The organism is Affinirhizobium capsici (genome assembly GCF_977018625.1).
The window spans coordinates 150,200-177,025 of the sequence record NZ_CDRNXD010000007.1 but is presented as its reverse complement, the minus strand read 5'-3'; the positions used below and the strand labels follow the sequence as shown (position 1 = coordinate 177,025).

The 26,826-nt window shown below is 57.5% G+C and carries 29 protein-coding genes; 16 read left to right on the top strand and 13 right to left on the bottom strand.

Translation table 11 applies throughout. From position 1 onward, the window contains the following. Positions 1-35 precede the first annotated feature (35 nt). Entirely contained in the window at positions 36-1,259 is a 1,224-nt protein-coding gene (locus tag AC0JZ1_RS19040) for an argininosuccinate synthase (RefSeq protein ID WP_471884013.1), read from the top strand. A gap of 56 nt (positions 1,260-1,315) precedes the next feature. Here the strand turns inward: AC0JZ1_RS19040 and AC0JZ1_RS19035 are convergent, their stop codons facing one another. The 3 genes from AC0JZ1_RS19035 to AC0JZ1_RS19025 form a co-directional block, all read right to left on the bottom strand. After that, entirely contained in the window at positions 1,316-2,491 is a 1,176-nt protein-coding gene (locus tag AC0JZ1_RS19035; RefSeq protein ID WP_471884185.1) for a multidrug effflux MFS transporter, read from the bottom strand. Positions 2,492-2,520: 29 nt separating this feature from the next. Next, positions 2,521-3,003 carry a MarR family winged helix-turn-helix transcriptional regulator gene (locus AC0JZ1_RS19030; protein WP_471884012.1) on the bottom strand — a complete coding sequence of 161 codons (483 nt, stop codon included), beginning with the start codon at positions 3,001-3,003 and terminating at the stop codon, positions 2,521-2,523. A 114-nt stretch (positions 3,004-3,117) separates the two neighbouring features. Continuing rightward, positions 3,118-3,540, bottom strand: coding sequence for a hypothetical protein (locus AC0JZ1_RS19025; protein WP_471884011.1), 423 nt, complete (start codon positions 3,538-3,540; stop codon positions 3,118-3,120). A 172-nt stretch (positions 3,541-3,712) separates the two neighbouring features. Here AC0JZ1_RS19025 and AC0JZ1_RS19020 point away from each other — a divergent pair, with 172 nt between their 5' ends. The 3 genes from AC0JZ1_RS19020 (at position 3,713) to AC0JZ1_RS19010 (ending at position 8,558) form a co-directional block, all read left to right on the top strand. Beyond that, on the top strand, positions 3,713-5,806 hold the full coding sequence (locus AC0JZ1_RS19020; protein ID WP_471884010.1) for a M3 family metallopeptidase: 2,094 nt from the start codon (positions 3,713-3,715) through the stop codon (positions 5,804-5,806). A 139-nt stretch (positions 5,807-5,945) separates the two neighbouring features. Then, positions 5,946-7,766, top strand: a complete 1,821-nt coding sequence (typA, locus tag AC0JZ1_RS19015; RefSeq protein ID WP_471884009.1) for a translational GTPase TypA — start codon at positions 5,946-5,948, stop codon at positions 7,764-7,766. A gap of 285 nt (positions 7,767-8,051) precedes the next feature. Continuing rightward, on the top strand, positions 8,052-8,558 hold the full coding sequence (locus tag AC0JZ1_RS19010) for a GNAT family N-acetyltransferase (RefSeq protein ID WP_471884008.1): 507 nt from the start codon (positions 8,052-8,054) through the stop codon (positions 8,556-8,558). A gap of 180 nt (positions 8,559-8,738) precedes the next feature. Here the strand turns inward: AC0JZ1_RS19010 and AC0JZ1_RS19005 are convergent, their stop codons facing one another. After that, on the bottom strand, positions 8,739-9,320 hold the full coding sequence (locus AC0JZ1_RS19005) for a DUF1349 domain-containing protein (protein WP_471884007.1): 582 nt from the start codon (positions 9,318-9,320) through the stop codon (positions 8,739-8,741). Between the two features lie 292 nt (positions 9,321-9,612). Here AC0JZ1_RS19005 and ppa point away from each other — a divergent pair, with 292 nt between their 5' ends. Beyond that, positions 9,613-10,146 (top strand): inorganic diphosphatase, encoded by a 534-nt coding sequence (ppa, locus tag AC0JZ1_RS19000; RefSeq protein ID WP_471884006.1) that lies wholly within the window; start codon positions 9,613-9,615, stop codon positions 10,144-10,146. Between the two features lie 3 nt (positions 10,147-10,149). On the opposite strand, the gene AC0JZ1_RS18995 is transcribed toward ppa, so the two are convergent. Together AC0JZ1_RS18995 and AC0JZ1_RS18990 are read right to left on the bottom strand one after the other, a co-directional pair. Further along, complete coding sequence (locus AC0JZ1_RS18995; RefSeq protein WP_471884005.1) at positions 10,150-10,461, bottom strand: DUF167 family protein; 312 nt, start codon at positions 10,459-10,461, stop codon at positions 10,150-10,152. Beyond that, positions 10,458-10,751: a YggT family protein gene (locus AC0JZ1_RS18990; RefSeq protein ID WP_471884004.1), complete on the bottom strand. Its 294-nt coding sequence runs from the start codon at positions 10,749-10,751 to the stop codon at positions 10,458-10,460. The genes AC0JZ1_RS18995 and AC0JZ1_RS18990 overlap by 4 nt, the downstream gene beginning before the upstream one ends. Positions 10,752-10,889: 138 nt before the next feature. Between AC0JZ1_RS18990 and AC0JZ1_RS18985 the strand changes: the two genes are divergently transcribed. Next, complete coding sequence (locus AC0JZ1_RS18985; RefSeq protein WP_471884184.1) at positions 10,890-12,128, top strand: MFS transporter; 1,239 nt, start codon at positions 10,890-10,892, stop codon at positions 12,126-12,128. 3 nt (positions 12,129-12,131) lie between these two features. Here AC0JZ1_RS18985 and AC0JZ1_RS18980 read toward each other — a convergent pair whose 3' ends face one another. From AC0JZ1_RS18980 to hemC, 6 genes are all read right to left on the bottom strand, one after another. Beyond that, on the bottom strand, positions 12,132-12,899 hold the full coding sequence (locus AC0JZ1_RS18980; RefSeq protein WP_471884003.1) for a glutamine amidotransferase: 768 nt from the start codon (positions 12,897-12,899) through the stop codon (positions 12,132-12,134). A gap of 13 nt (positions 12,900-12,912) precedes the next feature. Continuing rightward, positions 12,913-13,389 (bottom strand): tellurite resistance TerB family protein, encoded by a 477-nt coding sequence (locus AC0JZ1_RS18975; RefSeq protein ID WP_471884183.1) that lies wholly within the window; start codon positions 13,387-13,389, stop codon positions 12,913-12,915. Between the two features lie 9 nt (positions 13,390-13,398). Further along, positions 13,399-15,006, bottom strand: coding sequence for a heme biosynthesis HemY N-terminal domain-containing protein (locus AC0JZ1_RS18970; protein WP_471884002.1), 1,608 nt, complete (start codon positions 15,004-15,006; stop codon positions 13,399-13,401). A gap of 11 nt (positions 15,007-15,017) precedes the next feature. Further along, positions 15,018-16,331, bottom strand: a complete 1,314-nt coding sequence (locus tag AC0JZ1_RS18965; protein ID WP_471884001.1) for a COG4223 family protein — start codon at positions 16,329-16,331, stop codon at positions 15,018-15,020. 91 nt (positions 16,332-16,422) lie between these two features. Next, positions 16,423-17,118 (bottom strand): uroporphyrinogen-III synthase, encoded by a 696-nt coding sequence (locus AC0JZ1_RS18960; protein ID WP_471884000.1) that lies wholly within the window; start codon positions 17,116-17,118, stop codon positions 16,423-16,425. A 4-nt stretch (positions 17,119-17,122) separates the two neighbouring features. Further along, entirely contained in the window at positions 17,123-18,052 is a 930-nt protein-coding gene (gene hemC, locus AC0JZ1_RS18955; RefSeq protein ID WP_471883999.1) for a hydroxymethylbilane synthase, read from the bottom strand. 81 nt (positions 18,053-18,133) lie between these two features. Between hemC and tsaD the strand changes: the two genes are divergently transcribed. From tsaD to AC0JZ1_RS18930, 5 genes are read left to right on the top strand one after another with little or no spacing between them, the layout of a single operon-like run. Next, a complete protein-coding gene (gene tsaD, locus AC0JZ1_RS18950) occupies positions 18,134-19,228 on the top strand; it encodes a tRNA (adenosine(37)-N6)-threonylcarbamoyltransferase complex transferase subunit TsaD (RefSeq protein WP_471883998.1) in 1,095 nt (364 codons plus the stop codon). Then, complete coding sequence (locus AC0JZ1_RS18945) at positions 19,225-20,214, top strand: NAD(P)H-dependent glycerol-3-phosphate dehydrogenase (RefSeq protein ID WP_471883997.1); 990 nt, start codon at positions 19,225-19,227, stop codon at positions 20,212-20,214. Before tsaD ends, AC0JZ1_RS18945 begins: the two co-directional genes overlap by 4 nt. Before the next feature lie 23 nt (positions 20,215-20,237). Then, a complete protein-coding gene (locus AC0JZ1_RS18940) occupies positions 20,238-20,534 on the top strand; it encodes a YciI-like protein (protein ID WP_471883996.1) in 297 nt (98 codons plus the stop codon). Between the two features lie 6 nt (positions 20,535-20,540). Continuing rightward, positions 20,541-20,981: an EVE domain-containing protein gene (locus AC0JZ1_RS18935; protein ID WP_471883995.1), complete on the top strand. Its 441-nt coding sequence runs from the start codon at positions 20,541-20,543 to the stop codon at positions 20,979-20,981. A 9-nt stretch (positions 20,982-20,990) separates the two neighbouring features. Further along, positions 20,991-21,638 carry a class I SAM-dependent methyltransferase gene (locus tag AC0JZ1_RS18930; RefSeq protein WP_471884182.1) on the top strand — a complete coding sequence of 216 codons (648 nt, stop codon included), beginning with the start codon at positions 20,991-20,993 and terminating at the stop codon, positions 21,636-21,638. A gap of 2 nt (positions 21,639-21,640) precedes the next feature. Here the strand turns inward: AC0JZ1_RS18930 and AC0JZ1_RS18925 are convergent, their stop codons facing one another. Continuing rightward, positions 21,641-22,120 (bottom strand): hypothetical protein, encoded by a 480-nt coding sequence (locus AC0JZ1_RS18925; protein ID WP_471883994.1) that lies wholly within the window; start codon positions 22,118-22,120, stop codon positions 21,641-21,643. Positions 22,121-22,400: 280 nt separating this feature from the next. On the opposite strand from AC0JZ1_RS18925, the gene sdhC reads away from it, so the two are divergent. Genes sdhC through AC0JZ1_RS18900 form a run of 5 tightly spaced genes read left to right on the top strand, consistent with a single transcriptional unit; the run spans position 22,401 to position 26,738 of the window. Beyond that, positions 22,401-22,793 carry a succinate dehydrogenase, cytochrome b556 subunit gene (gene sdhC, locus AC0JZ1_RS18920; RefSeq protein ID WP_471883993.1) on the top strand — a complete coding sequence of 131 codons (393 nt, stop codon included), beginning with the start codon at positions 22,401-22,403 and terminating at the stop codon, positions 22,791-22,793. A gap of 11 nt (positions 22,794-22,804) precedes the next feature. After that, positions 22,805-23,185, top strand: coding sequence for a succinate dehydrogenase, hydrophobic membrane anchor protein (gene sdhD / locus AC0JZ1_RS18915; protein ID WP_471883992.1), 381 nt, complete (start codon positions 22,805-22,807; stop codon positions 23,183-23,185). A gap of 6 nt (positions 23,186-23,191) precedes the next feature. Then, positions 23,192-25,033 carry a succinate dehydrogenase flavoprotein subunit gene (gene sdhA / locus AC0JZ1_RS18910; protein WP_471883991.1) on the top strand — a complete coding sequence of 614 codons (1,842 nt, stop codon included), beginning with the start codon at positions 23,192-23,194 and terminating at the stop codon, positions 25,031-25,033. Positions 25,034-25,036: 3 nt separating this feature from the next. Beyond that, a complete protein-coding gene (locus tag AC0JZ1_RS18905; RefSeq protein ID WP_471883990.1) occupies positions 25,037-25,966 on the top strand; it encodes a glycosyltransferase family 25 protein in 930 nt (309 codons plus the stop codon). Then, on the top strand, positions 25,959-26,738 hold the full coding sequence (locus tag AC0JZ1_RS18900; protein WP_471883989.1) for a succinate dehydrogenase iron-sulfur subunit: 780 nt from the start codon (positions 25,959-25,961) through the stop codon (positions 26,736-26,738). Before AC0JZ1_RS18905 ends, AC0JZ1_RS18900 begins: the two co-directional genes overlap by 8 nt. Positions 26,739-26,826: the final 88 nt, after the last annotated feature.

Here is a 26,826-nt window from a genome sequence, read left to right as displayed (position 1 = left end):
GGCAGCTCCGCGCCCTCCAGACGGAACTATTCGACATGGCACTCCCGAAAGACGTGAAGAAAGTCGTTCTTGCCTATTCCGGCGGTCTCGACACCTCCATCATCCTCAAATGGCTTCAGACGGAGCTTGGCGCAGAAGTGGTGACATTCACCGCTGACCTGGGCCAGGGCGAAGAGCTGGAGCCCGCGCGCAAGAAGGCCGAGATGCTGGGCATCAAGGAAATCTTCATCGAGGATGTTCGTGAGGAATTCGTTCGCGATTTCGTGTTCCCCATGTTCCGCGCCAATGCAGTTTATGAAGGCGTCTACCTGCTCGGCACCTCCATTGCCCGCCCGCTGATTTCCAAGCATCTGATCGAGATTGCCAAGAAAACCGGCGCGGATGCCATTGCCCACGGTGCAACCGGCAAAGGTAATGACCAGGTTCGCTTCGAGCTTTCCGCTTACGCCCTGAATCCGGATATCAAGATCATTGCCCCTTGGCGCGACTGGTCGTTCAAGAGCCGCACCGATCTTCTGAACTTCGCCGAACAGCACCAGATTCCAGTGGCGAAGGACAAGAAGGGCGAAGCGCCGTTCTCGGTTGACGCAAACCTGCTGCACTCCTCCTCCGAAGGCAAGGTTCTGGAAGATCCAAGCCAGGAAGCCCCGGAATATGTGCATATGCGCACGATTTCGCCGGAAGCCGCTCCCGACAAGGCCACCATTATCAAGATTGGCTTTGAAAAGGGCGATGCCGTTTCCATCAATGGCGAGCGTCTGTCGCCTGCGACACTGCTGGCCAAGCTTAATGATTACGGTCGCGACAACGGTATCGGCCGCCTCGACCTCGTTGAAAACCGCTTTGTTGGCATGAAGAGCCGCGGCGTTTACGAGACCCCCGGCGGTACGATTCTGCTGGCCGCACACCGCGCAATCGAATCCATTACGTTGGACCGTGGCGCGGCCCATCTGAAAGACGAGTTGATGCCGCGCTATGCGGAACTCATCTATTACGGCTTCTGGTTCTCGCCGGAGCGCGAAATGCTCCAGGCCTTGATCGACAAGAGCCAGGAACATGTGGAAGGCGAAGTGACGCTGAAGCTCTACAAGGGCAATGTGATGGTCACGGGCCGCGAATCGCCGAAGTCGCTCTATTCCGACAAGCTGGTGACCTTCGAGGACGACCAGGGCGCATACGACCAGAAGGATGCAGCAGGCTTTATCAAGCTCAATGCGCTACGCCTGCGCACGCTGGCCAAGCGCAATCTCGGCAAGTAACGTCTTGATTTTTCGATGATTGCAGCCCGCTCTTCTCTGTGGAAGGGCGGGCTTTTTTATGTCTGCCGCATCTGGCGAGAGAGCCAGAGGAAGGCGAGACAGGCTGTGAGCTCCATGATCGGAATGATGATGCCGAAAGCAGTCAAGGGATCACCGATGGAGGCAGCCGCAAAACCGCCGAAAAAGCCTGCGGTCATCTGCATAAAGCCGGTGAGAGCGGAAGCCGAGCCTGCAATATGCGGAAAGGGTGCAAGTCCGACTGTCACAACATAGGGCGTGAGGAAAGCAAGGCCGAAGGTGCAGATGGCCACGGGGGCCATGATCGAGAGAAAGAAGGGCGCTACAAGTGCCACGCTGAGCGCCATGACGATTGCACCCGACCCGCACATGATAATGCCGATCAGGGCGCAGCGCGGATTGCCAAGGCGCTTTGCTGCCAATTTCAGACAAAGTGAACCGAGCAGATAAAAGCCGGACTGCATCAACATGCCCATGCCGAACTGGGTTGGGGTGAGACCCACGCGATTGATCAGCACGAAGGGCAACATGGTGGCCTGGGCATACAGTGCACCGACAGTGCCGCTCAGGATGAGTGCCGTGGCGAGAAACCGTGCGTTGCGCGCAACCTCCCAATAGTTACGGATAAGCTGCTCTCGCTCCAGTTTGGCGGGATCCGGGGTAACTGTTTCTTGCAGGAAGAGCGTCGTACAGCTTGCGGCGAGAAGGCCGAAGGCGATCATCAGCAAAAACAGTGCGTGCCAGCCAAAGGTGGCAAGGGTCAATCCGCCGAGCGTTGGCCCCATCGCAGGACCGATGGCAAGGAATATGCCGATAGTGTTCAATATGCGCGCAGCATTGGCACCGGTATAAAGATCGCGAACGATGGCGCGGCCAACCACAACCCCGACGGAGGCACCAATGCCTTGTATCAGACGTCCGGCCAAGATGGTGCCGACGTTGGGTGCAAGGGCGGCCAGCATGGAGCCCACCAGATAGATGCCGATGAAGATGAGCGTTGCCTTCTTGCGGCCTAAAGCATCCGACAGCGGGCCTGCCACCAATTGCGCCACGGCAAAGCCGCCGAAGAACATGGACAGGCTGAGCTTGATCGCCGCTTCCGTAGTAGCAAAAGCACGCACCAGTTCCGGCATGGCAGGTGTGTAAATGGCCATGGAGATGGGGCCAAGCGTCGTTAAAAGTGCGCCGAGATAGGTGACACGGCGCTCTGACATGCGCGGAAGCACTTCAGTGATTTCGGCTGTCACGCGATTTTCGTTTCTTGCAAGCGAAGGTCGCTCGGCTGTGCCGCATCTTCCTGCAGATTGATGATCATGCCTTGCAATCCAGCCTGAAGTGCTGCCGTCTGCTCCGGCGACAAATCGCGCGTTGCGAAAGACAGCATGCGATCCAGTTCATCTTCGATCGTCTTGATCAGCGGCATGGCGGCAGGGGTGAGGGTTACGCGCTTTGCCCGCCGGTCTGTGGGATCGGGTTGGCGGTCGATCAAACCGAGATTTTGCAGCTTGTCGAGAAAGGTGCAGACCGTCATGGCTTCCACACCCATGCGCTGGGCAATATCCAACTGGCGGCAATCTTTGAGAGCATACACATTTAAAAGCGTTCTTGCTTCACCCGCTGTAACGCCAAGGCCCGCCTCGGAAATTCGCCGCTCGAAAGCCGTGCGAAGCCAGCGCGCCGCATCGGTCAATAAAAAGCCCAAGCCGTGAATATTATTGTCTGCCAAGATCTCTTCTTCCGAATAATAAGATATCCTTATTATCACGGTGGGCGGACCACTGACCAGATCGATCCAGGTCACTTACCCGCGAGACGTCGTGCAGCCTGAAGAGGCGCGCATTTAGCCGCGGATGAATTTCATGACGGACGTGAGTGTCTGAGCCTTTTCATCATCGCCCATAAGCATGGCAAGCTGGCGCTGATCGTTGAAATAGGCAGCGAAATTAAACTCGGTATCGTCCGTCACGCGAGAGAGGTCGATAACATTGCCAGCCATGTCCGAGGTTTCCATCGGCAGTTCCTGAGCCAGAGCAATATAGGTGTTCTGGTCGATATCGCCGCCAATGTAGCGCTGGAGAGCCAGCTCTCGCAAAAACCGGGGTGAGATGGCCGTAAAGTCCAGTGACGAGGATGCATCCGCCGGAACTTCGAAAACCGGCTGGTTTTCCGAAGGGAGCGTGAACTGCGGTCTATCGGTTCTGGTGTCGCGGGTCTGGTCACGATTGAACAGGCCGCTCGACCAATGCAAGGAAGTAATTTCCACGGTGGCCATATCCACTTGGTTGGGATAGCGTGCCGCACCTTTAGCTCACCCTGCAATTCCGTCAATTGTCAATAATCAGTTAATAATTCTTCTATTGGGTGAGTTGAAGCTTCCTACAATCGCCTATTTGGCGAGCATGATGGATGTGCGTGAACCTTGAGGAAATGGACCCATGACTTTGGCGAGTGAAATCAACCCGGCTTTGGTGGAATGGAATGGCCTACATGGGCTTCCACGCTTCGAAAATGTGCGTGACGACGATTTTCGTGCGGCATTCGATGCAGCCTTGAAGCTGCATGAAGCAGAGATCGACGCCATTGCCGACAATAGTGAGGTGCCGAGCTTCGATAACACCATCGTGGCACTGGAAATTGCAGGCGATGAGCTTTCGCGGATTTCTTCGTTGTTCTGGAGCCGGGCGGGAGCCAATACCAACGAAACAATTCAGGCGCTGGAGCGCGAGATCGCGCCCAAGATGTCTCGCCACTATTCGAAGATCGGCATGAACGAGGCGCTGTTTCGACGCGTCAATTCGCTCTGGGAGACGCGAGAGGCGCTTAGCCTGACGACCGAGCAGCTTCGCGTTCTAGAGCGGCACTGGAAAGGCTTCGTGCGTGCCGGGGCCAAACTTTCCAAGGGTGATCAGGAGCGCCTTGCCTCCATCAACGAGAAACTGGCGGGTCTTGGCGCCCAGTTTGGTCAGAACGTGCTCGGCGATGAGAAGGATTGGTCCCTGCTTTTGACGGATGAGGCGGATCTTGCCGGTCTTCCGGGCTTTTTGAAGGATGCGATGGCCGCAGCCGCAAAGGAGAGGGGTGCCGCAGAGGGGACTTACGCTGTAACGCTATCCCGCTCAATCATCGAGCCATTCCTCACTTCTTCCAGCAGGCGCGATTTACGCGAGAAGGCCTTTGCCGCCTGGGTGAAGCGCGGCGCAAATGGCGGAGCACGCGACAACATCGCCATCGTTCGCGAAATTCTTGGCCTTCGGGCGGAAAAGGCAAAGCTGCTCGGCTATGCCAATTTTGCCGAATACAAGCTGGACGACACTATGGCCAAGACACCGGCCAAGGTGAATGACCTGCTGCTGAAAGTGTGGAGGAAGGCACGCGCCAAGGCGAAGGAAGAGGAAGCCTCTATTGCTGGCCTGATGGCGGAAGATGGCATCAATGGCGAAGTTCAGCCCTGGGATTGGCGCTATTACGCGGAAAAGCAGCGCGAACGCATGTTCAACTTCTCCGAATCCGAATTGAAGCCCTATCTGCAGTTGGAAAAGATCATCGAAGCCTGCTTCGATGTGGCCCATCGCCTGTTTGGCGTTACGATTACCGAGGTGAAGGGTACGCCTGCCTACCACCCGGATGTGCGCGTATTTGAAGTGCGCGATGAGGACGGTACGCTGAAGGCCATGTTCCTGGGGGATTATTTCGCCCGCTCGTCCAAGCGCTCCGGCGCCTGGATGAGTTCATTCCAAAGCCAGCATAAGCTGAAGCTGAAGAATGGTGCGGAAGGTGAGCTGCCCATTATTTACAATGTCTGCAATTTTGCAAAACCTGCGGAAGGCAAGCCCGCGCTTCTTTCGCTCGACGATGCACGCACGCTGTTTCATGAGTTTGGCCATGGGCTGCACGGCATGTTGTCGAACGTTACCTACCCCTCCGTTTCAGGCACGGGCGTATCGCGAGATTTCGTGGAGCTGCCTTCACAGCTTTACGAACATTGGCTGACGGTGCCGGATATTCTGACCCGCTATGCCGTTCACTACGAAACCGGCGAGCCGATGCCAAAGGCACTTCTGGACAAGGTTCTGGCAGCCCGCACCTTCAATGCCGGGTTCAACACAGTGGAGTTCACATCGTCCGCGCTGGTGGACATGGCCTTCCACACGCGTGGGGCCGTGGATGACCCCATGCAGGTGCAGGCAGAGGTGCTTGCCGAAATCGGCATGCCGTCTGCTATCGTCATGCGCCATGCGACGCCGCATTTTCAGCATGTGTTTTCAGGCGATGGCTATTCGGCTGGCTATTATTCCTACATGTGGTCGGAAGTTCTGGATGCGGATGCATTTGCGGCATTCGAGGAATCCGGCAATACGTTCGATCCGGTAATGGCCCGCAAGCTCAAGAACAACATCTATTCTGTCGGCGGCTCCATTGATCCGGAAGAAGCCTATACGGCTTTCCGCGGAAAGTTGCCGGACCCGGATGCCATGCTGAAGAAAAAGGGCCTTGCCATGGTGCAGGAACTGGCGGGCAGCGACGCTTAAGAACAGCCGACACGCAAGGGGTGCAAGGCTTCCATGCGCTGCCCCCCTTTCGCAAATGCGAAAAACAGGTTATGAGCGCGCCAACGAAAATTGGCGCGTCATGCATTGTCCACGTGCCACAGCCCCAGAGACTTTTAATATGGCACTTCGCAACATCGCGATTATCGCGCACGTTGACCATGGGAAAACGACCCTCGTTGACGAGCTTCTGAAACAGTCCGGCTCGTTCCGCGACAACCAGCGCGTTGCAGAGCGCGTGATGGACAGCAACGATCTTGAAAAAGAACGCGGCATTACCATTCTGGCGAAGGCAACTTCGGTTGAGTGGAAGGGCGTTCGCATCAACATCGTCGACACCCCCGGCCACGCCGATTTCGGCGGCGAAGTTGAGCGTATTCTCTCGATGGTGGACGGCGCAATCGTTCTCGTCGACTCGTCCGAAGGCCCGATGCCGCAGACGAAGTTCGTTGTTTCCAAGGCGCTGAAGGTCGGTCTTCGTCCGATCGTTGCGATCAACAAGATCGATCGTCCCGATGGCCGCCACGAAGAAGTCATCAACGAAGTGTTCGACCTGTTCGCCAACCTGGACGCAACGGACGAGCAGCTCGACTTCCCGATCCTTTACGGTTCTGGCCGCGATGGCTGGATGAACGTAAACCCGGAAGGCCCGAAGGATGAAGGTCTTGCACCGCTTCTCGACCTCGTTCTGAAGCATGTGCCGGAGCCAACGGTTGAAGAAGGCCCGTTCCGCATGATCGGCACGATCCTGGAAGCCAACAACTTCCTCGGCCGCATCATCACGGGCCGTATTGCTTCGGGTTCGATCAAGCCGAACCAGGCTGTGAAGGTTCTGGGCCAGGATGGCAAGACCATCGAAACCGGTCGTATTTCCAAGATCCTGGCATTCCGTGGCATTGAGCGCACGGCCATCGAGGAAGCCCATGCGGGTGACATCGTGGCGATTGCCGGTCTCTCCAAGGGGACTGTTGCCGACACGTTCTGCGATCCTGCCGTGACGGAAGCCATGAAGGCGCAGCCAATCGACCCGCCGACGGTCACCATGTCCTTCATCGTCAACGACAGCCCGCTGGCTGGCACGGAAGGCGACAAGGTAACGAGCCGCGTTATCCGCGACCGCCTGTTCAAGGAAGCGGAAGGCAATGTTGCCCTCAAGATCGAGGAAGCGGAAGGCAAGGATTCGTTCTTTGTTTCCGGCCGTGGCGAATTGCAGCTGGCCGTTCTGATCGAAACCATGCGCCGCGAAGGCTTCGAGCTGGCTGTATCGCGTCCACGCGTTGTCATGCACAAGGACGAAGAGACCGGCGAGACCATGGAGCCGATCGAAGAAGTCGTTGTCGACGTCGACGAAGAGCATTCCGGCGTGGTTGTTCAGAAGATGTCTGAGCGCAAGGCTGAAATGACGGAACTGCGCCCATCCGGTGGCAACCGCGTTCGCCTGAAGTTCCTGGCTCCGACCCGTGGTCTCATCGGCTACCAGTCGGAACTGCTGACGGATACGCGTGGCACGGCCATCATGAACCGCCTGTTCCACAGCTATCAGCCGTTCAAGGGCGCGATTGCTGGCCGTAACAACGGCGTTCTTCTGTCCAACGGTTCGGGCGAAGCTGTTGCTTACGCCATGTTCAACCTGGAAGATCGCGGCCCGATGATTATCGAGCCGGGTGAAAAGGTCTATCAGGGCATGATCATCGGCATCCATAGCCGTGATAACGATCTGGAAGTGAACGTGCTGAAGGGCAAGCAGCTGACCAACATCCGCGCCGCTGGCAAGGATGAAGCCGTGAAGCTGACGCCGCCGATCCGCATGACGCTTGACCGCGCTCTCTCCTGGATTCAGGACGACGAATTGATGGAAGTGACGCCAAAGTCCATCCGTCTGCGCAAGATGTATCTCGATCCGAACGATCGCAAGCGTTTCGAAAAGTCCCGCGTAGCCTAAAGCTCTTCGCGATCTTTCAGATTCGCTCATCACGCTTTAGGTTTTTGTTTTGAAGCATGTCGTACTCGCAAAACCGCTACACACTTTTGCGCGACATGCTTTAATCCAGCGCAGAGACCTGACAAAGATCAAGGCTCCGGTTCGTCCGGGGCCTTTTTTCTTGGACCACTGAGATCGACGTCTTGTTCAACCCCTTAAAGATGCGTTAATTTGCCTGCGCCGCGAATGATCTGCGGCACTGTCGCGAAACATTCCTCGCTTTGCTGGCAAAACCGGGTTGACGTCATGAAGACACTCACAATCGATGTGCGACGGGCCGAACCCGATGATGCAACAGCTGTGTCTGAAGTGCACCGCATGGCTTGGCATCAGGCCTATGCCGGTCTCATTCCCCACAAGCCATTGACGGAAATGCTGGAACGCCGCGGTGAAAGCTGGTGGCGGCGCGCAACGCAGGGGCCTGCAACGCTGCTGGTTCTGGATGTGGCCGGAACAATTGCCGGTTATGCAACGGTTGGCCTTAACCGGGCGCGGGCCTTGCCGCAGGATGGCGAGATCTACGAAATCTACCTGCGCCCGGAGTTTCAGGGTATCGGCATGGGGCGTCGCCTGTTCGGTGAATCCCGCCGCCTCTTGAGGTCTCTCGGCTGCAACGGCCTTGTTGTCTGGTGCCTGGAAGATAGCGAGCACGCCGTTCGCTTTTTCCGTCGTCACGGCGGTCAGGATATTGCGGAGGGCATGGAAGGCTTCGGCTCCGTTAGTCTTCGCAAGATCGGCTTTGTCTGGCCTTGAGTGGGCCGGCGAGGGTGTTTGGACACCTGGGCCTCAATATATTCCCAATTGAACCACCATGGTTGGTGGTTCTGAAGGGTGTTTTACGGTGTAGAGGACGGACCGAGTTTCGTCTGCCGTACCTCAGTCTGGTGAGATGCGCCAACAGCGACGGAAGCTTCGCAACGAACACTCCGGTGTTTATGTCAGGTCGTGGAGATCCCTGGCCAGCGCAGGCCCAATTCGCCATTCGCTAAACTTTACCTCCAGACCTGCTCTTTCGGGAGTGCAGCACATTGGGCCTACGAGATAATGGTCCGCTTTCGGGAACGGGCTAAGGCGGACGAGAGGCCAAGTCCGCCCATCTTCCGACGCCTGAATTCTCAGGACGCCGTTCTGGACGGTCACCCTGATCCAGAAATCTGATGGGTCGCCGGTATATCGACCCGTCGCCCAGTCGGATCGTTCGATTGTCAGCACACTGCTTAGCAAGCCATGTCCGTCTGAGAATTCGATGCCAGCTTTAACCCACTGTCTTTCATCAAGCCTGACCATGAGCCCGGCCTGATCGTATAGATGTTCAAACTGTGCCTGAACTCTTACTTGAGCGGTAAAATCTCCCGCGGTATTGAATGAGTAGAAGTGGCCGTTGTCCCGGATAAAGCCGTAGTGTGTTTCTCGCCAGAAATCAGTATTGGCATCAGTGGTGACGGAAAGTCCGAGGTCTGATGCATTTGCTCTTTTCGGCTCGTTAAGCCAGCGCCCATCTTTCAAACTTTGCAACAGCGGCTCCTACGAAACTGGCAGACTTGTATCGATGCATCTTATGTCAGGCGGCACATATTTCCAGAGCGTGTTGATTGGTGACGAACAATCCAAGGTAGTTTGCTGCACCCGACGACAGTCATTAACGTCTGATGGAATGCGCGAAAATTGCTGTTCCGTCCACTCGCGCCCTTGTCGTCTTTACCCGCGCTCCAACCCTCATAAGCCTCGGTCTACCCCCGGCTTGTGTTGCAATGCGGGGCATTTCCCATTATCGACATCTCACGATAAATCGCTCTTGGGGAGAACCATGCGTATTGATGCGATCAAGATCGGCAAGAACCCGCCGGACGACGTTAACGTCATCGTAGAAGTGCCGGTTGGCGGCCATCCGATCAAGTACGAGATGGACAAGGAAGCCGGTGCGCTGATCGTTGACCGTTTCCTCTACACACCGATGACCTATCCGGGCAATTACGGCTTCGTTCCGCACACGCTGTCTGAAGATGGTGATCCGGTAGACGTTCTCATCTGTAACACCCGTCCGCTCGTTCCGGGCTGCGTCATATCCGTGCGTCCAATTGGCGTCATGATCATGGAAGACGATGGCGGCAAGGATGAGAAGATCATCGCTGTTCCGGTTCCGAAGCTGACCCAGCGTTACGACAAGATCCAGAACTATACCGATCTGCCGGAAATCACGCTGAAGCAGATCGAGCACTTCTTCGAGCACTACAAGGATCTGGAGCCCGGCAAGTGGGTGAAGATCGGCGGCTGGCAGGATGTGACTGTGGCCAAGCGTTTGATCGTGGAAGCGATTGAGCGTTACAACGCTCAGAAGTAAGCTTTAGCCTTCTAAGCGTTCACTGATTTTGCTCATCAAATCCTCCGGTTCGCCCTCGATCCGGAGGATTTTTTTACGCGCTGTTTCGCCTGAAAGAATTGAGAGGCTACTCTTTGGCACGCGCAGCCATTTTGCCAGAAGCTGAATGAGCGCCTTGTTGGCTTTTCCGTCTTCCGGCACGGCAGTGACACGCGCACGAAGCCAGAATTCGCCGTCATCGGCGACCTCCACCTGTTCCACAGCATCCCGCGAAGCGTTCGGCGTCAACCGAACGCTGAGACGTATATGGTCGGTGAAGGGCTTGGCAGCGCTCAACGAATGAACATGGGGGCGATGGTCGTCCACATCAGAGAGCGGATGAAGAAGATGATCAGCAACAGGATGACCGGTGAAATATCGATGCCGCCGAGGTTTGGCATCACGCGGCGGATGGGGCGTAGTGCCGGTTCCGTCAGGTTATAGAGCATTGTGCCAATGGCATTGACGAACTGGTTGCTGGAATTGATGACGTTGAAGGCAAATAGCCATGAGAAAATGGCACTCAGGATCAAAACCCAGGTGTAGAGGTTCAAGGCCAAATCGATGGTCTGAAACAGCGCGAGCATCTATATCTCCATTTCTCAGTTGACAGACATGTAGACATTGGCGAGTTGAGGAACAAGGCCTGAGTTTTAGCGAAGGCGAATCATAGTGAACGGGCAGGAGACCAAGTGTCCACGCCCTGCCGAAAGCGTACCGAATCGATGTCCATATCCGCTTCTGAAGACCGTTTCGCCGCATTCCGGCATTCAGCCTATACAAAGTTTTTCTTCTCCCGTTTTCTGGCAGCCTTCGCAATCCAGATTGTCAGCGTCGCCGTTGGCTGGCAGATGTATGATGTCACTGGCAATACGCTCTATCTCGGCCTGATCGGGTTGTTTCAATTTCTGCCATCGCTGCTTTTGATCCTGATTACGGGATCGGTCGCCGACCGTTATAACCGCCGCGCCATTGTGGCTATCTGTCTGGTGTTGGCGAGCCTCTGTACGGCAGCCCTGCTTGCGCTAACCATTACTCATAGTTTTTCGCCCTGGCCGGTGTTTGCGATCCTGATTGTCTTCGGTATCGAGCGCGCCTTCATGGGCCCTGCCGTGCAATCGCTGGCACCCAATCTGGTGCCGGAAGCGGACCTGCCCAACGCGATTGCCTGGAACTCGTCGTCATGGCAGACGGCTTCCATTCTCGGGCCAGTTGCTGGCGGTCTGCTCTATGGCGTGAGCCCAATTGCCGCTTATTCCATCGCGCTGATCTTCATGATGGCCGGCACGGTGTTGATCATCAGCGTACCGAAGCCGCCGCAACATACTGGCTCCAAGGCCGTCAGCTGGTCGACAATCCTGGCGGGCTTCCGTTTCATCGCCAGTGAGAAGGTAGTTCTGGGCGCAATCTCGCTCGATCTGTTCGCCGTGTTGCTGGGTGGTGCTGTGGCGCTGATGCCGGTCTTTGCCCGCGATGTGCTTGAACTTGGTCCCTGGGGTCTCGGTTTGCTGCGCTCTGCGCCGGGTATCGGCGCGTTGATTGTCGCCATGCTGCTCGCCGCCTATCCTATTCGTCACCATGCTGGTCTGGCCATGTTCATTGGCGTCGGGTTGTTCGGGCTTGGCACGATCATCTTTGGCCTCTCACAGGCGCCATGGCTTTCCATTGCCGCGCTGATGTTGATGGGCGCGTCAGACATGATTTCCGTCTATGTCCGAGAAAGCCTTATCCTTCTCTGGACGCCGGACGAGGTGCGCGGACGTGTGAGTGCCGTCAACATGGTCTTTGTCGGGGCATCGAATGAGCTGGGCGAGTTCCGCGCTGGCACCATGGCGCATTTGATTGGTGCAGTTCCCGCTGTAGTGATTGGCGGTTTCGGCACGCTGGCCGTTGCCGTGATCTGGGCCTTGTCCTTCCCGAAACTGCGGCGGATCGATAATCTCGATGCGCCAACCGATCGGTGATTTTCAAGCTTCGACGTTGTGAAATTTCGGCTGCACTGGCTTGTTTGCAGCCCATGTTTGCCGGTCAAACACAAGATCGAGAAATTCGTGGAGCCAGGCTTTCAGCGGGGCATCGAAGATCATCCGGCCTTCAAGATGCTCACGGCCCTGTTGTGCGTTGGGCATGACGAAGCGGGATGCGCCGCGCACGACCCAACTCTGCATCATGGCGCGGGTAAGCTCCGCATGGAACTGAACACCCCAGGCGTTTTCCCCATAGCGGATTGCCTGATGAGGATAGGCGTCGCCTTCCGCTAAGAGCTTGACGTCGCGTGGGAGGTCAAAGCCTTCACGGTGGAACTGGTAGACCATCGAAGGCCATTTCATGAGAAGTCGACCGTGTTCCGTGGGTCGCAACGGATACCAACCGATTTCAGTCAGGCCGTCGCGGTGCGAGCCCACCTTGCCGCCGAGATGGCGGACCAGCATCTGCGCGCCAAGGCAGATCCCGAGATAGGGCTTGTTTTCCTTGAGAGGAACAGAAATCCAGTCGATCTCCTGAGCCACGAAAGGTTCCGGATCATTGGCGCTCATCGGTCCACCAAAAATTACCGCACCCGAATGATGGGCAAGAGTTTCCGGCAGGGGATCACCGAGGACGGGTCTGCGAATGTCAAGCGCATAGCCCTTTTCCACCAGCAACTGGCCTACACGGCCTGGTGAAGACCGCTCCTGATGAAGGACGATGAGGATGGGCAGCTTGTGATTATGCGGGCTGGGTGACATCAGCATTTCTGAGGTTCCTTCAATCGCCTCCCTTGTCCCTCCCAACAGTTCTTGCGGCAACCTTCTGTCGCTCCGTCACGCGGTCGCGTGCCGACACGCCAAGAAGGTCTGCAATCCTCCAGATAACGTGATCCTCCATCTCGCTACGTTCTCCGTCCGCATAGACGATATCCCATAGGGCGCCAACGAGAGCCACGCATTCTTCCGGGGTGAGGTGGCGCTTGAGGTCGGATGTGAAGCGGTAATAATCCACCGCTTCCGAACCTGCTGTCCGACCGGCGTCGATCAGCGCGTCCAGATGGCTTTTATCCATCTGGTAGTGTTCCCGCAGTATATCCTCCAGCCGCGTCTTTTCCTTGGCCGATACGCTGCCATCTGCCTCCATCAACTGGAAACAGAGGGCAACAAAGGCAACGCGAGGATCATCTGGCGCGTATTCGTCACTCGAACGACCCACGCCGAGGTCCTGAAAGAATTCCTGTATCCGGTCAAACATCAGCATGGCTTAAAACAATCGCAGTCTGGTGGGCGTCTCAGAGGTGGTGGCTGTATCTTTCACGCCGGGATCATCCGGCGGCCTGCCATTGAACGGATCAACCGGCGGTTCTTTGTCACCCTGAAGCTCAGGGCTTTTTGGTTTTGCGGCGGGTGCCGGGGTCTCAATCACCGAAAGGCTAGGCGATTTGGCAGCTGGTCTTGCCTGTTCCCGGCTCACCACGACCTCAGGCTTTGGTGCAGGTTCTGGCGCGGCGGTCTTTGCCACCGGGGGCAGGCTGGCAATGGCCGTATCCGCAGCCAGAGTGCCTTCCTCGATGGGGCCTTCCAGCTGACCGAAGGGCCGCTTCCATTCGAATGCATCCAAGCGGCCTGTGATCGGCGAAACAGGCAGCCAGTGATCTGACACTTTACCATCCGCAACCCATGCGGGGTCACGAGGTGCGCGAACCGCCTGTGCCATCCAGTGACGGATCCGGCCCTGATCACCTGTTTCACGATCTTCGATATCCGCCAGAAGGAGATAGGTGCTTTCGCGAGCGTCCATCCGAAGTGCTGCCTCGGCTTTCTCCCGCGCCAGCTTGAAATTCTGCGTATCGAGCGCTGCCTGCGCCATGGCAAGAAGCGATTCGACGTTGTTGGGCTTCAGCTTTTCCAACCGTTCTGCGCGAAGCATACGGTCGGCGGCGCTATCCCCATGGCGGGCTCGAACGTAAAGCTGAGCGACCTGCGGGTGCGGCTCGATTTTCCAGACGCCTTCAAGAAGGCCAGCGGCGCGTTTCAGGTTATCTTCCCGCAGATAGGCATTGGCTCCGACGATAGCGGCGGGGACGAGATCCTTGGCCAGCTTGAGAGCGGCCTTTGCATCCTCCTTCGCGCCCTTCGGGTCTGATTCAAGCCGATCCGATGCTCGTGCCGTCAACAGCACGGCCTTCCATCGGTCGGCCTTCGGTTTGTCGATGACATTGGCTACCCTCTGCTGATCGAGAAGACGGATGGCATCTTCCCAACGACCGGCCTGGCAGCGATATTCAAGCGTGGCTTCAGCAGCCCAAGGCAGATAGGGCGCGTTCTCAACGGCCGCTTCCGCATATTGACGGGCAGCATCGTTTGCACCCAAACGACGCGCTTCCATGTAAAGACCGCGCAAGCCCAGTTCGCGGGTTTCCGGATCATCCGCCATCTTCTCGAATTTCTCGCGCGCTTCCTCGTGACGGCCTTCGATAAGTGCGGTCTGGGCTTCCAGAAGATGGATCAGAGGCTCTTGGTCGGCGCGAAGCAGGCCACGGGCGCGTGCTGTCATCTTGCGAGCGAGGAGAGCGTTGCCAGCGCCTGCCGCGATCAGCCCGGTCGAGAGGGCCTGGTAGCCACGATCGCGCTTGCGGGCGCGGAAATAGCGTCGAACAGAATGGGGCGAGGTCCAGATGGTCTGGATCAGCCACCAGACAAACATGACTGCGCCGAGCAGTGCAACGACAGCGGTGGCTGCCACTATGATGCTTGTTTCGATGAGCTGATCCTGCCAGGTGATGGCAATGAGGCCCGGACGGTCTGCCAGCCAGGAGAAGCCCCAGCCGAGAGCAAGAGTGACGACCGCGAAAATGAAAAGTCGGATCATTCAGTCTCTCCTCAACCGTTCGAGCCGCTGGCGGCCATGGCACGTGTCAATGTATTTGTGGCAAGATCGTCCACCTCGATACGCGCATCCAGTGCCTGGCGGAAATCCTGACCCGCTGTTTTGGCGGCTTCCGGCAGGCCATCCCATTCACTGGCGGCGGCCTTCAGATTTCCGTTCTTGATGCGCTCTTCGATGCGGGCGATCTTGGCTTCCGGCGTGTCGCCTTCCGCTTCACCGACCGGGCGGACCTTGACCACCCGCATGGCGCTCGACATCAAGCGCGTCGCAATGCCTTCGTTCTCCGTCGGCTGGTGGATCGCATCGATCATCGCATTGGCTGCCGAGGGAAAGCGGCGAACGAGTTCGGCCCGTGTGGGAACGCCTTTTTCGGCATAAGTCTGCAGCTTTGCCAGCGACGGATCGTCACCCGCAACGCTGGAATAGGTCTCGAACTCTGCGGCAAACGAACCGCCACGATCTGTTGCAGCCTTGAGGCCCGCCGCAGCAAGCGCACGGGCAATGGCCTGTTCACGGCCTGGCTGGTTGATCCGCTGTTCGAGCGCCTGAAGTTTCTGACCAAGTTGGGCGCTGTTATCACCCATGGCCGCGCTGGCAGATTTCACATCGGCCAGTTCCTGCTGGAGAGCCTGAACCTCTCGGCTGACATCGCTGCCACCATTGCCCGCATTCTTCTCCAATGCGTCAAGTCTTGTCGTCACATCCGCAGAGGGGCCGGCTTTTTGCAAAGCGGCTACCTGCTGCCTCAAGCCTTCAATATCCGCAGAACTGCTGCTGCGTTCCTGCGATAAGCCCGGAATAATGCCTGCATATTGCATGCTGCCCGCTAGAAGAAGCGCGATGAGGCCGCCCACAATGCCAGAGGCCACCATGGAAGAGGTGGCCGGTGATTGCTTTACAGGCGGCGGCGAGACGGAAGCGGATGGCTGCTCATATGGCCGCTCAGCGATGGCTTCGGTCGGTTCCTCCGCCTTGGGCTCGAAAGGAGTGGTCGGTTCCGATTGCTGGGGAGCGGTTGGTGGTTCATCCGACGCGGTGTTGCCTGATGTCTCGCTCACATGTTCGGTCTTGATCACCACTGGTTCATCAGGGGGGCCTACATCACCGGAAGCTGGAGCACTCTGCGCAGCTGTAGTCGTCGTTTCGTTGAGTTCCGCGATCTTCCGAGGTTCAGACGTGTCAATCGAACCGTCGCTATCGTTTGCACGAACAGGTTCAGCAACAACCGCCTCCTCATTGGCTGCCAGATCGAGTGTGGCCGGCGTTTTTCCGGAGCGGGAACGGCGGGGCGGCTTATCCGAAACCATAGCAACCTCTTTTAGAACTGTTCTGTCTGAAACTAGTCAGCCGGAAAGACGATTGAAAGAGCCTGAACGTATTTTGGTTCCCGATCTCTTTCTAAAGCTTTGCGAAAAGGTCATCCTCCGTAGGCCTATCCGCCACTGATATGGCGAGCGGAAAATTCTCCGGCAAACCGGAAGCCACCTTTTTACTGAGACAAAGCGCCCGGCAATCCCGCCAATTCTGTGGCTCGTTGAACAGGTTTCGTTGAGCCGCAAAAAGGCGTGCAGCCTCCCGGGAATAGAGCAAGACGGCATCTGGCGCAGGTGTGAGGAGCGCCAGTTGCGTTTCATCCCACGACAGAGGCTTCATTTCATAACATTCGGCCACACGATAGCGCACGCCAGCCTGGGTGAGGGCGGCTTCAAGTTCTGGTGATCGCGGGTTTCCAGCGAGATAGAGGATATCCTGAACGCCATGGGCGATAAGGAGTGCAGCCAGATTTGCACCAGTGCCACCACCTTGCATGACATTCGTGAAACCCGCCCTTGTGGCCGCAGCGGCGCTTTCGCTGCCGACTGCATAAAGCGGCAGTTCAAGAACAGGAGCAAGCGGCAGAGATGCGATGGATCGCAGGGCCTCGCTGCTGGTTATGACCAGGGCTTTCGAGCCTTGCTGAAGGGCGGCCTGAGCCGTTTCGGGCCTGTGCACAGCCTCGCTCAACGGCAAGATGATGGGATGGTGACCGAGTACCGCCAATTTCGCCGCTGTTTTGGCGCATCTTGGGGCTGGTCTCGTCACCACCACCCGCATGGGATCAGCTCCAGCCTTCGAAGAAGCCGGTGCCTGCTGCTTCCCGCACCATGGTGCCTGCTTTGACGCCGAGCATTCCAGCATCGGTACGCAAGCCTTCCATCTCCACCGCATGTTCCTGCGTTCCATCCGGCGTGAGGATGAGGCCAGAAAATTTCAGGTGCTCTCCGTCACAAATTGCATAGCCGGCGATGGGTGTGCGGCAAGAACCATCCAGTGCCGCCAGAAAGGCGCGTTCGCAAGAGACGGCATCCCAGGTGGGGCGATCGTTGATCGGGTCCAGCAGGTCCAGAACGCGCTGATCGCCAATGCGGCTTTCGATGCAGATTGCGCCTTGGGCCGGTGCGGGCGGGAAATCGACCGGGTCCATCAATTCGGTCGCCACATCGGTCATACGAAGGCGATTGAGCCCCGCAAGCGCCAGAAGCGTTGCATCCACCTGGCCCTCTTCCAGCTTGCGGAGGCGTGTTTCCACCAGGCCACGAAAAGTGATGACGGTGATATCCGGGCGTCTGCGACGAATGAGAGCCTGACGCCGCAGCGAAGACGAGCCAATTGTGGCACCATCCGGCAGGGCCATCAGGCTCGGGGCTGTACGGCCAATGAACGCATCGCGAAAATCTTCACGCGGCAGATATGCGGAAAGCTGGAGCCCGGCGGGAAGGAGCGTCGGCATATCCTTGGATGAATGAACGGCGAAATCCAGCTCACCCGTCAGCAATTGTGCTTCCAGTTCCTCCGTAAACAGGCCCTTTCCGCCCACCTCCGCCAGAGAACGATCCGTGATGCGGTCTCCTTTGGTGGAGAGCACGACGATTTCGAACATATCCTCCGGCAAACCATGTGCAGCCATCAAGCGGGCGCGGGTTTCGGAAGCCTGTGCCAGCGCCAGCGGGCTGCCACGGGTGCCGATGCGGAAAGGTTTTGTTTGCATCTGTCTTCATCCATTGTTACGCGGTAGCTTCGTACCCGGCTTTCGCCGGTATCGCAATTCATCCGAGCTTTCGGCCCTGCCATGACCCGTCCAATTCGCATTCTCGGCATTGAAACAAGCTGCGATGAAACCGCCGCTTCCGTGGTTCTTCGCCATGAAGATGGGACCGGGGAGATCGTCTCCGATGTCGTTTTGTCGCAGCTGGAAGAACACAGTGCTTTTGGCGGCGTGGTACCGGAAATCGCAGCCCGCGCCCATGTGGAAGCGCTGGATGGCCTGATCCATCAGGCGCTGGCCGAGGCGGGGTTGACGGTTCAGGATGTCGATGCCGTTGCGGCCACTTCTGGCCCCGGTCTGATCGGCGGATTGTTGGTTGGGCTGATGACCGGCAAGGCGATTGCCATGGCGGCGGGAAAGCCGCTCTATGCGATCAATCACCTCGAAGGACATGCCTTGACCGCGCGTCTGACGGATGGTCTGCAATTTCCCTATCTGATGCTGCTCGTTTCCGGCGGTCATACCCAGCTGGTGCTGGTTAAGGGCGTTGGCGATTATGAGCGCTGGGGAACGACCATAGACGATGCTCTGGGCGAAGCTTTCGATAAGACGGCCAAGCTTCTGGGTCTTCCCTATCCAGGTGGCCCGGCGGTTGAGAAGGCGGCTCGAACAGGTGATGCCAGCCGCTTTGATTTTCCCCGGCCTCTCGTGGGTGAAAGCCGTTTGGACTTTTCCTTCTCCGGCTTGAAGACGGCAGTCAGGCAGGCGGCAACGGCCATTCAGCCGCTGACCGAACAGGACATTGCTGATATTTGTGCCTCGTTCCAGAGGGCGATTTCCCGCACATTGAAGGACCGGATCGGAAGAGGGCTGGCGCGTTTTCAGGAGCGTTACCCGACACTTCAGGCACCAGCGCTGGTGGTGGCTGGTGGTGTTGCGGCCAATCAGGTTCTTCGCGCAACTTTGCAAGAGCTATGCGATCAGCATCGTTTTCGCTTCATCGCGCCGCCCATTCGTCTTTGCACCGATAATGCTGCCATGATTGCGTGGGCAGGTCTTGAACGCATGGCGGCGGGTCTGCCGGAGGATTCCATATCGGTTGCGCCACGGTCTCGCTGGCCGCTGGACCAGGATGCGGCAGCCTTGATCGGATCGGGAAAACGAGGAGCAAAGGCATGAGCGGACATGAGGCTGTCGTTGTTGTTGGTGCTGGTGCCTTCGGAACCGCGCTTGCCACCGTGATTGCACTTGAGGGCCGCGTGCCGGTGACCCTGATTGGGCGTGATCCTTCGCTGATGGCGGATCTGCGCAATGACCGGGTTCATGATGCAGCCCTGCCAGGAGTAGGGCTTCCAGACAGCTTGAGTTTTTCCGCTGAGCCGGACGCTCTGGAAGAGGCGAGCGTGGTGTTGTTTGCCATGCCCTCGCAGGCCCATGCGGATGCGGCTCGCCATTACGGTCCTTACCTGGCTAAGGAAACCGTTCTGGTATCCTGCGCCAAGGGCATTGAACGCTCGAGCGGCCGCCTGTTGACGGAGGTGTTGAACCGGGAATTGCCGCACCTGACAGTGGGTGTTCTTTCCGGCCCTGGTTTTGCGGCAGATATCGCACGCGGTCTGCCCACTGCCATGGCGGTAGCTTCTGCCGATCAAACGGTGGCGGAGCGGCTGGCGCGCGTGATTTCCGGGCGGACCTTCCGACTCTATGCTTCTGCTGATCCGGTGGGGGTGCAGCTTGGCGGGGCGTTAAAAAACGTGCTGGCCATTGCGTGCGGTATCGCCGAGGGCGCGGGGCTTGGTGAATCCGCCCGCGCCGCCCTCATTTCGCGTGGCCTTGCAGAAATGTCTCGCCTGGCGGAGGCGCTTGGCGGTCGAGGCGATACTATTCGCGGACTTTCCGGGCTGGGCGATTTGGTTCTCACCGGCACCAGCCATCAATCGCGCAACCTGCGCTTTGGCATTTCGCTGGGCCAAGGTCATCCAGCTGCCATGGCTGGCGGAGCGCTGGTCGAAGGCGCATTTACAGCAGCCATTGCATCTGATCTCGCAGAGCGTCACCACGTCGAGCTTCCCATAACCGATGCGGTGGCGGCCATCATCGAAGGGCGGCTGGACGTTGCAACGGCTCTGGAGCAGTTGATGTCTCGGCCCATCACCACGGAATAAAATCAAAACAGGAGATTTGCGGTATGGCACTGTTTGCCTTCCTCTGCACCGATAAGCCCGGCCATTTGAATGTGCGCATGGAGACACGCCCGGCGCATGTAGACCACCTGAATGCCTTGAATGAAAAAGGCATTTTGAAGATGGCAGGCCCGTTTCTGGATGGTGAGGGCAAGCCGAATGGCAGCCTCGTGATCGTTGAGACGGAAACCCTGGAAGAAGCACAGGCGATTGCCGATGCCGACCCTTACACAAAGGCAGGCCTGTTCGAGAAGGTTGAAGTGAAGCCCTATAACTGGGTCTTCAATAAGCCGGGAGCGTGATGAGCCATGGCTTACTGGCTTTATAAATCCGAGCCCTTCAAATGGTCCTGGGAGATGCAGAAGGCCAAGGGTGAGGTGGGCGAGGAGTGGACCGGCGTTCGCAACTATCTGGCACGCAACAACATGCGGGCCATGAAGATTGGCGATAAGGGATTCTTCTATCACTCGAATGAAGGCTTGGATGTGGTGGGCATCACGGAAGTGTGCGCGCTTTCCCACCCGGATTCCACGGCAGAAGGCGATCAGCGTTGGGATTGCGTGGATATTCGTGCCGTCTGCGACATGCCAAAGCCCGTTTCGCTCAAAGACATCAAGGCCAACCCCAAGCTTGAAAAGATGTCTTTGGTCACGTCCATGCGTCTCTCTGTTCAGCCTGTGACGGAAGAGGAATATCTCGAAGTGTGCCGCATGGGCGGGCTCGACAATCCACCTCGCTCTCCAAAATAGGGGCCAATCCTGAAAACTGAACCCGTTTCCTTCATCCGTGCCAATACGGCGCTTACCTCTCCGCCGCATGTGCCGGAAATCCGGTTGCATCTGGCGGATGAGGCACATGACCTGTGGCAGAAGACGGAGGAAGAGCTGGAGATGATTGGCCTGCCGCCGCCATTCTGGGCCTTCGCCTGGGCGGGAGGGCAGGGGCTTTCCCGCTATATCCTTGATCACCCGCAATTGGTTGCGGGCAAGCGGGTGCTGGATTTTGCCACTGGTTCGGGTTTGGTGGCAATTGCAGCCGCCAAGGCGGGTGCCGCCCACGTTCTGGCCGCCGATATCGATCCCTGGGCTGCCCACGCCGTGCAACTGAACGCTGACGCGAATGAGGTTTCTGTCGCATTCAACGGCAGTGATCTCGTTGACACACCGCTGGCCTGCGAGGTGGTGCTGGCCGGAGACGTGTTCTACGACAGGGACTTCGCTGCCACTCTCGTGAGATGGTTCGGCAAGCTGGTCGAGAGCGGCGTGGATGTAATCGTGGGTGATCCCGGACGGTATTATCTGCCAAAGGATCGTTTGGAATGTCTGGCGAGCTATGAAGTGCCGGTAACTCGCGCATTGGAAGATTCAGAGGTTAAGCGCACGACTGTGTGGCGCTTCAAGAGGTGATGCTACGGTGCGCCGCGAATGACGCAAACGCCGTGCTCCATGGTGCAGCCGGATTTTGGATTTGCGACTTCAAAGGATGGATCAACCACGATGACCTTGGCTTTCGGCGCTAGGACATTGATTGTTTGAGGGAGCAGGGTGGTAGAGGCAAAGGCCTGAGCGCTGTAATAGATGCCATTGCGCGGAAAGCGGGCGACAGCTTGATCACCAGCAAATGTTCCAAGGCCCCTCACATAGGATGGGATGCCATCTCCGCCGACGATATCAGGGCGGTATCCTTTGCTTCGACCATAATGGCCTCCGTGATGCTCATTGCCTCGGGCGTCGTGATAGCCTCTTTGGCGAAATTCATGATGGCTGCTAACGGAGCGCGTCACGGTATTTGGCCCACCGGATGAAAAACCTTCCGCGTGACCCATCGGGGCACAGCCCAACAGCAGAAAAAGCGAGGTTGCGGCAATTTTACGCGATACGGCCATCATGGCGACATCTCTCTCGTATGGTTAAGAGAAGGTTAACGCCATTTATTGATAATTGGTTCTCTCAAGCAAGCAAAAGAACTGTTCGTCGCGCAAACAAAAATTTCACCACGATGAGATGTGGTTTCACAATCGATTAAATTTAAAATCCTTCTTGAATTGGCTTGTGATATTGCCGAGCCGTAGGTAAATCACCCTATGATGCAATGCACATATCTTCGGCAGAGTGCATTGCCGGGAGCGCGCCCGTATCAAACCGCGCACCGAACGCCGCGAGGATATGATGGCGAATGTGACAAATAAGCGGCCTCTGTCGCCGCATCTTCAAGTTTATCGTTTCATCCCCACCATGGCCATGTCGATTGTTCACCGCATTACCGGCGGCGCATTGTATTTCGGCACGGTGCTGGTTGCGGCTTGGCTGATTGCCGCCGCATCCGGGGAAGAAGCATTCAACTATGTGAACTGGTTCTTTGGTTCCCTCGTAGGACAGATCATTCTGTTCGGCTACACCTGGGCCATGCTGCATCACCTTCTGGGTGGTCTTCGCCACATTATGTGGGATCTGGGCTATGGGTTCGAGAAAGAATTCTCGACCAAGCTCGCCAAGGCCAACCTGGTTGCTTCGATTGCGCTGACTGTCCTTGTGTGGATCGTCGTTCTGATCGTTCGTTGAGGAGAACATTGATGGATATGCGTACTCCCCTCGGCAAGGTTCGTGGCCTGGGTTCCGCCAAAAGCGGTACCGACCACTTCTGGAAAGTGCGGACAACATCGCTCGCGCTCGTTCCGCTCATGCTGTTCTACGTGGTCTTCCTCATCATGTATGCGGGCAAGCCTTATGCGGATGTTGTTTCGGCGCTTTCGAACCCGTTCATTGCGACGATCAATGCGCTGACGATCATTGCCAGCATCGTGCATATGAAGCTCGGTATGGAAGAGATCATTCAGGATTACATCCACACCGAAACCACGAAGTTTGCGCTTCTGGTGCTCAATTCCTTCTTTTCGCTTCTGGCCGGCGGGCTCTGTCTTTTCGCTGCCCTGAAGATTGCATTCGCAGGATAACATTCCATGGCATCGATCACTCCCATCGCTCAGAACGGCAAGGCCTATACCTATGTCGATCACTCCTACGACGTTATCGTAGTCGGTGCCGGCGGCGCTGGTCTGAGAGCGACACTCGGCATGGCCGAGCAAGGCTTCAAGACCGCCTGCATCACCAAGGTTTTCCCCACCCGTTCGCACACGGTTGCAGCGCAGGGTGGCATTGCAGCTTCCCTGCAGAACATGACGCCGGATAGCTGGCAGTGGCACCTTTACGATACCGTGAAGGGTTCCGACTGGCTGGGCGACGTTGACGCCATGCAGTACATGGTCATGGAAGCGCCAAAGGCGGTCTATGAGCTTGAGCATTACGGCGTGCCGTTCTCTCGTAACGACGAAGGCAAGATCTATCAGCGCCCATTCGGCGGCCACATGCAGAACTTCGGTGCCGGCCCTCCGGTTCAGCGCACCTGTGCTGCTGCCGACCGTACGGGCCACGCCATTCTCCACACGCTCTATGGCCAGTCGCTGAAGAACAACGCCGAATTCTTCATTGAATATTTCGCGCTCGACCTCATCATGTCCGATGACGGCCGCTGCACCGGCGTCGTCGCCTGGAATCTCGATGACGGCACGATTCACCGCTTTGCTGCGAAGATGGTCGTTCTGGCAACGGGCGGCTACGGTCGCGCCTATTTCTCCGCTACTTCCGCGCATACCTGCACGGGCGATGGCGGCGGCATGGTGGCACGCGCCGGCTTCCCGCTGCAGGACATGGAATTCGTCCAGTTCCACCCCACCGGCATCTACGGCTCAGGCTGCCTGATTACGGAAGGTGCGCGTGGCGAAGGCGGCTATCTGGTCAACTCCGAAGGCGAGCGCTTCATGGAGCGTTATGCCCCATCTGCCAAGGATCTGGCGTCGCGTGACGTTGTATCCCGCTGCATGACGATGGAAATTCGCGAAGGCCGTGGCGTTGGCAAGAACAAGGATCACATCTTCCTGCATCTCGATCACCTCGATCCAGCTGTTCTGCATGAGCGTCTGCCGGGCATTTCGGAAAGTGCCAAGATCTTTGCAGGTGTTGATGTGACGCGCGAGCCTATCCCGGTTCTGCCGACGGTTCACTACAACATGGGCGGTATTCCGACCAACTATTGGGGCGAAGTGCTGAACGCTGATGCCAATAACCCGGATCGCATTCTGCCCGGCCTGATGGCAGTGGGTGAAGCCGGTTGCGCATCGGTTCACGGCGCAAACCGTCTGGGTTCCAACTCGCTGATCGACCTCGTGGTCTTCGGTCGTGCAGCAGCCATCCGCGCTGCCCAGGTGATCGACCGCGACTCTCCGGTTCCGGCACTCAACACCGCTGCCTGCGACAAGATCATGGATCGCTTCGACGGTCTGCGTCATGCTGCCGGTGGAACACCAACGGCTGTACTGCGCGACAAGATGCAGCGCGCCATGCAGGAAGACGCTGCTGTATTCCGTACGCAGGAATCGCTCGAAAGTGGTTGCCAGCGCCTGACGGAAATCTGGGGCGAGATGAAGGATACGAAGGTCACCGACCGTTCGATGATCTGGAACTCCGATCTGGTTGAAACGCTGGAATTGCAGAACCTGATGGCGAACGCGATTACCACGGTGTTCAGCGCCGAGGCCCGCAAGGAAAGCCGTGGTGCCCATGCTCGCGAAGACTACAAAGACGGCGAAATGGGTGGTCGCGACGACGAAAACTGGCGCAAGCATACGCTTGCCTGGGTTGGCGAGGCAGGCAACGTGAAGCTGGACTACCGTCCGGTGCACACCGACTTGATCGCGGACGGTATAGAGCTATCCAAGATCGCGCCGAAGGCACGCGTGTACTGATCGATGAGCAATGTGGTCGCCCACCCCGGATTGGTGAAAAACGCTCCTGGTGGGAGGCCGCTCGGCCTTTTTGCGATTAATCTCGATCGGTCTCCAGATCGGTGGGATGAAATCGTCAAAGGATTCGGCGATCTGCCATGGCCGCTGCAGCGTGTTGCGGGCATCGATGCGCGCAAGCAGCCTGAAGACGTCTTAGCCGTGCGTGGGCTCGAAATGCGCCATCCTCCGCTTGGCGTGGGGTGGAACGTGCATCGCAACCGGTTGTTCATGCTGACGGAGGAGGCCTGCTTTGCCGGACATGTTCTGGCTTGGCGCGCGTTTCTGGCATCGGATTTCGAGTTCGCCATTGTTCTGGAAGACGATGCCGTTCCGCAGGCGGGTTTCCAATCGGCGATTGAAGACCTGATAGGGCAAGAAGGCCTGAAGGACACCGTCGTGAAGCTTGAGGGCATCGATAAGCCAGGCGCCCGAAAGGCTATTCATGTTGCAGGGATTGGTGATCGGGAGCTGGTTCGATCACTTCGACCATGTTCCGGTTCCGCGGCCTATCTCATAACGCGAAGTGCTGCGGAAAAGCTCTTGGCGAGGGTGGGCAAGGTTCTGATGCCGCCGGACGACTTCCTCTGGTCACCGGCTTGGCATGGCCTGAAGGTCATGGATGTTGCGCCTTGGGTTGTTATGCAATCCGGTGCGGCAAGCGTGATTGCCACGACCCGTGAGGCGAAGAAGGCGGCTGGACCGAAGCTTCCAGGACGGTCCGTCTGGACGGCGCTGCGACGAATGCGGGAGCGGCTGGCTCTCCTCTGGTCAGCCTGTGATGGGCGGCCAATGCGATTGATGAATGCGACGATGGCGCAATGGGCGCCGGATGACTATAACAAGGTAAACAGCAAGGCGGTAACCGCCGAGGATCGAAGGTCCAGAAATGGTTGAACTCGCTCTCCCCAAAAACTCCCAGATGACCGAAGGCAAGGTCTGGCCAAAGCCGACGGGTGCCGCGAATGTGCGGGAATTCCGTATTTACCGCTGGAATCCGGATGACGGCCAGAACCCGCGGATCGATACCTATTATGTGGATGTCGATGATTGCGGTCCGATGGTGCTGGATGCGCTTCTCTACATCAAGAACAAGGTGGATCCGACCTTGACGTTGCGCCGCTCGTGCCGCGAAGGCATTTGCGGTTCCTGCGCCATGAACATTGATGGCTCCAACACGCTCGCTTGCACCAAGGGCATGGAAGACATCAACGGCACGGTGAAGATCTACCCACTGCCGCATATGCCAGTCGTGAAGGATCTCGTTCCCGATCTCACCAATTTCTACGCCCAGCACCGTTCCATCGAGCCGTGGCTGAAGACGGTTTCTCCAACGCCTGCCAAGGAGTGGAAGCAGAGCCATGACGACCGTCTGAAGCTGGACGGCCTTTATGAGTGCATTCTCTGCGCCTGCTGCTCCACCTCCTGTCCCTCCTACTGGTGGAACGGTGACCGTTACCTCGGTCCAGCAGTTCTGCTTCAGGCCTATCGCTGGCTGATCGACAGCCGTGACGAAGCAAAGGGTGAGCGCTTGGACAACCTGGAAGATCCCTTCCGCCTCTATCGTTGCCACACGATCATGAACTGCGCCCAGACCTGTCCAAAGGGTCTGAACCCGGCCAAGGCCATTGCTGAAATCAAGAAGATGATGATCGAGCGCCGTATCTAGCGATGAATGATCGCTTGACCTCGCGCAGATGTGTTCCATCTGCGCGGTCAGAACCTTCACACCAAGGTCCATTTGTGTTCCTTGGCTT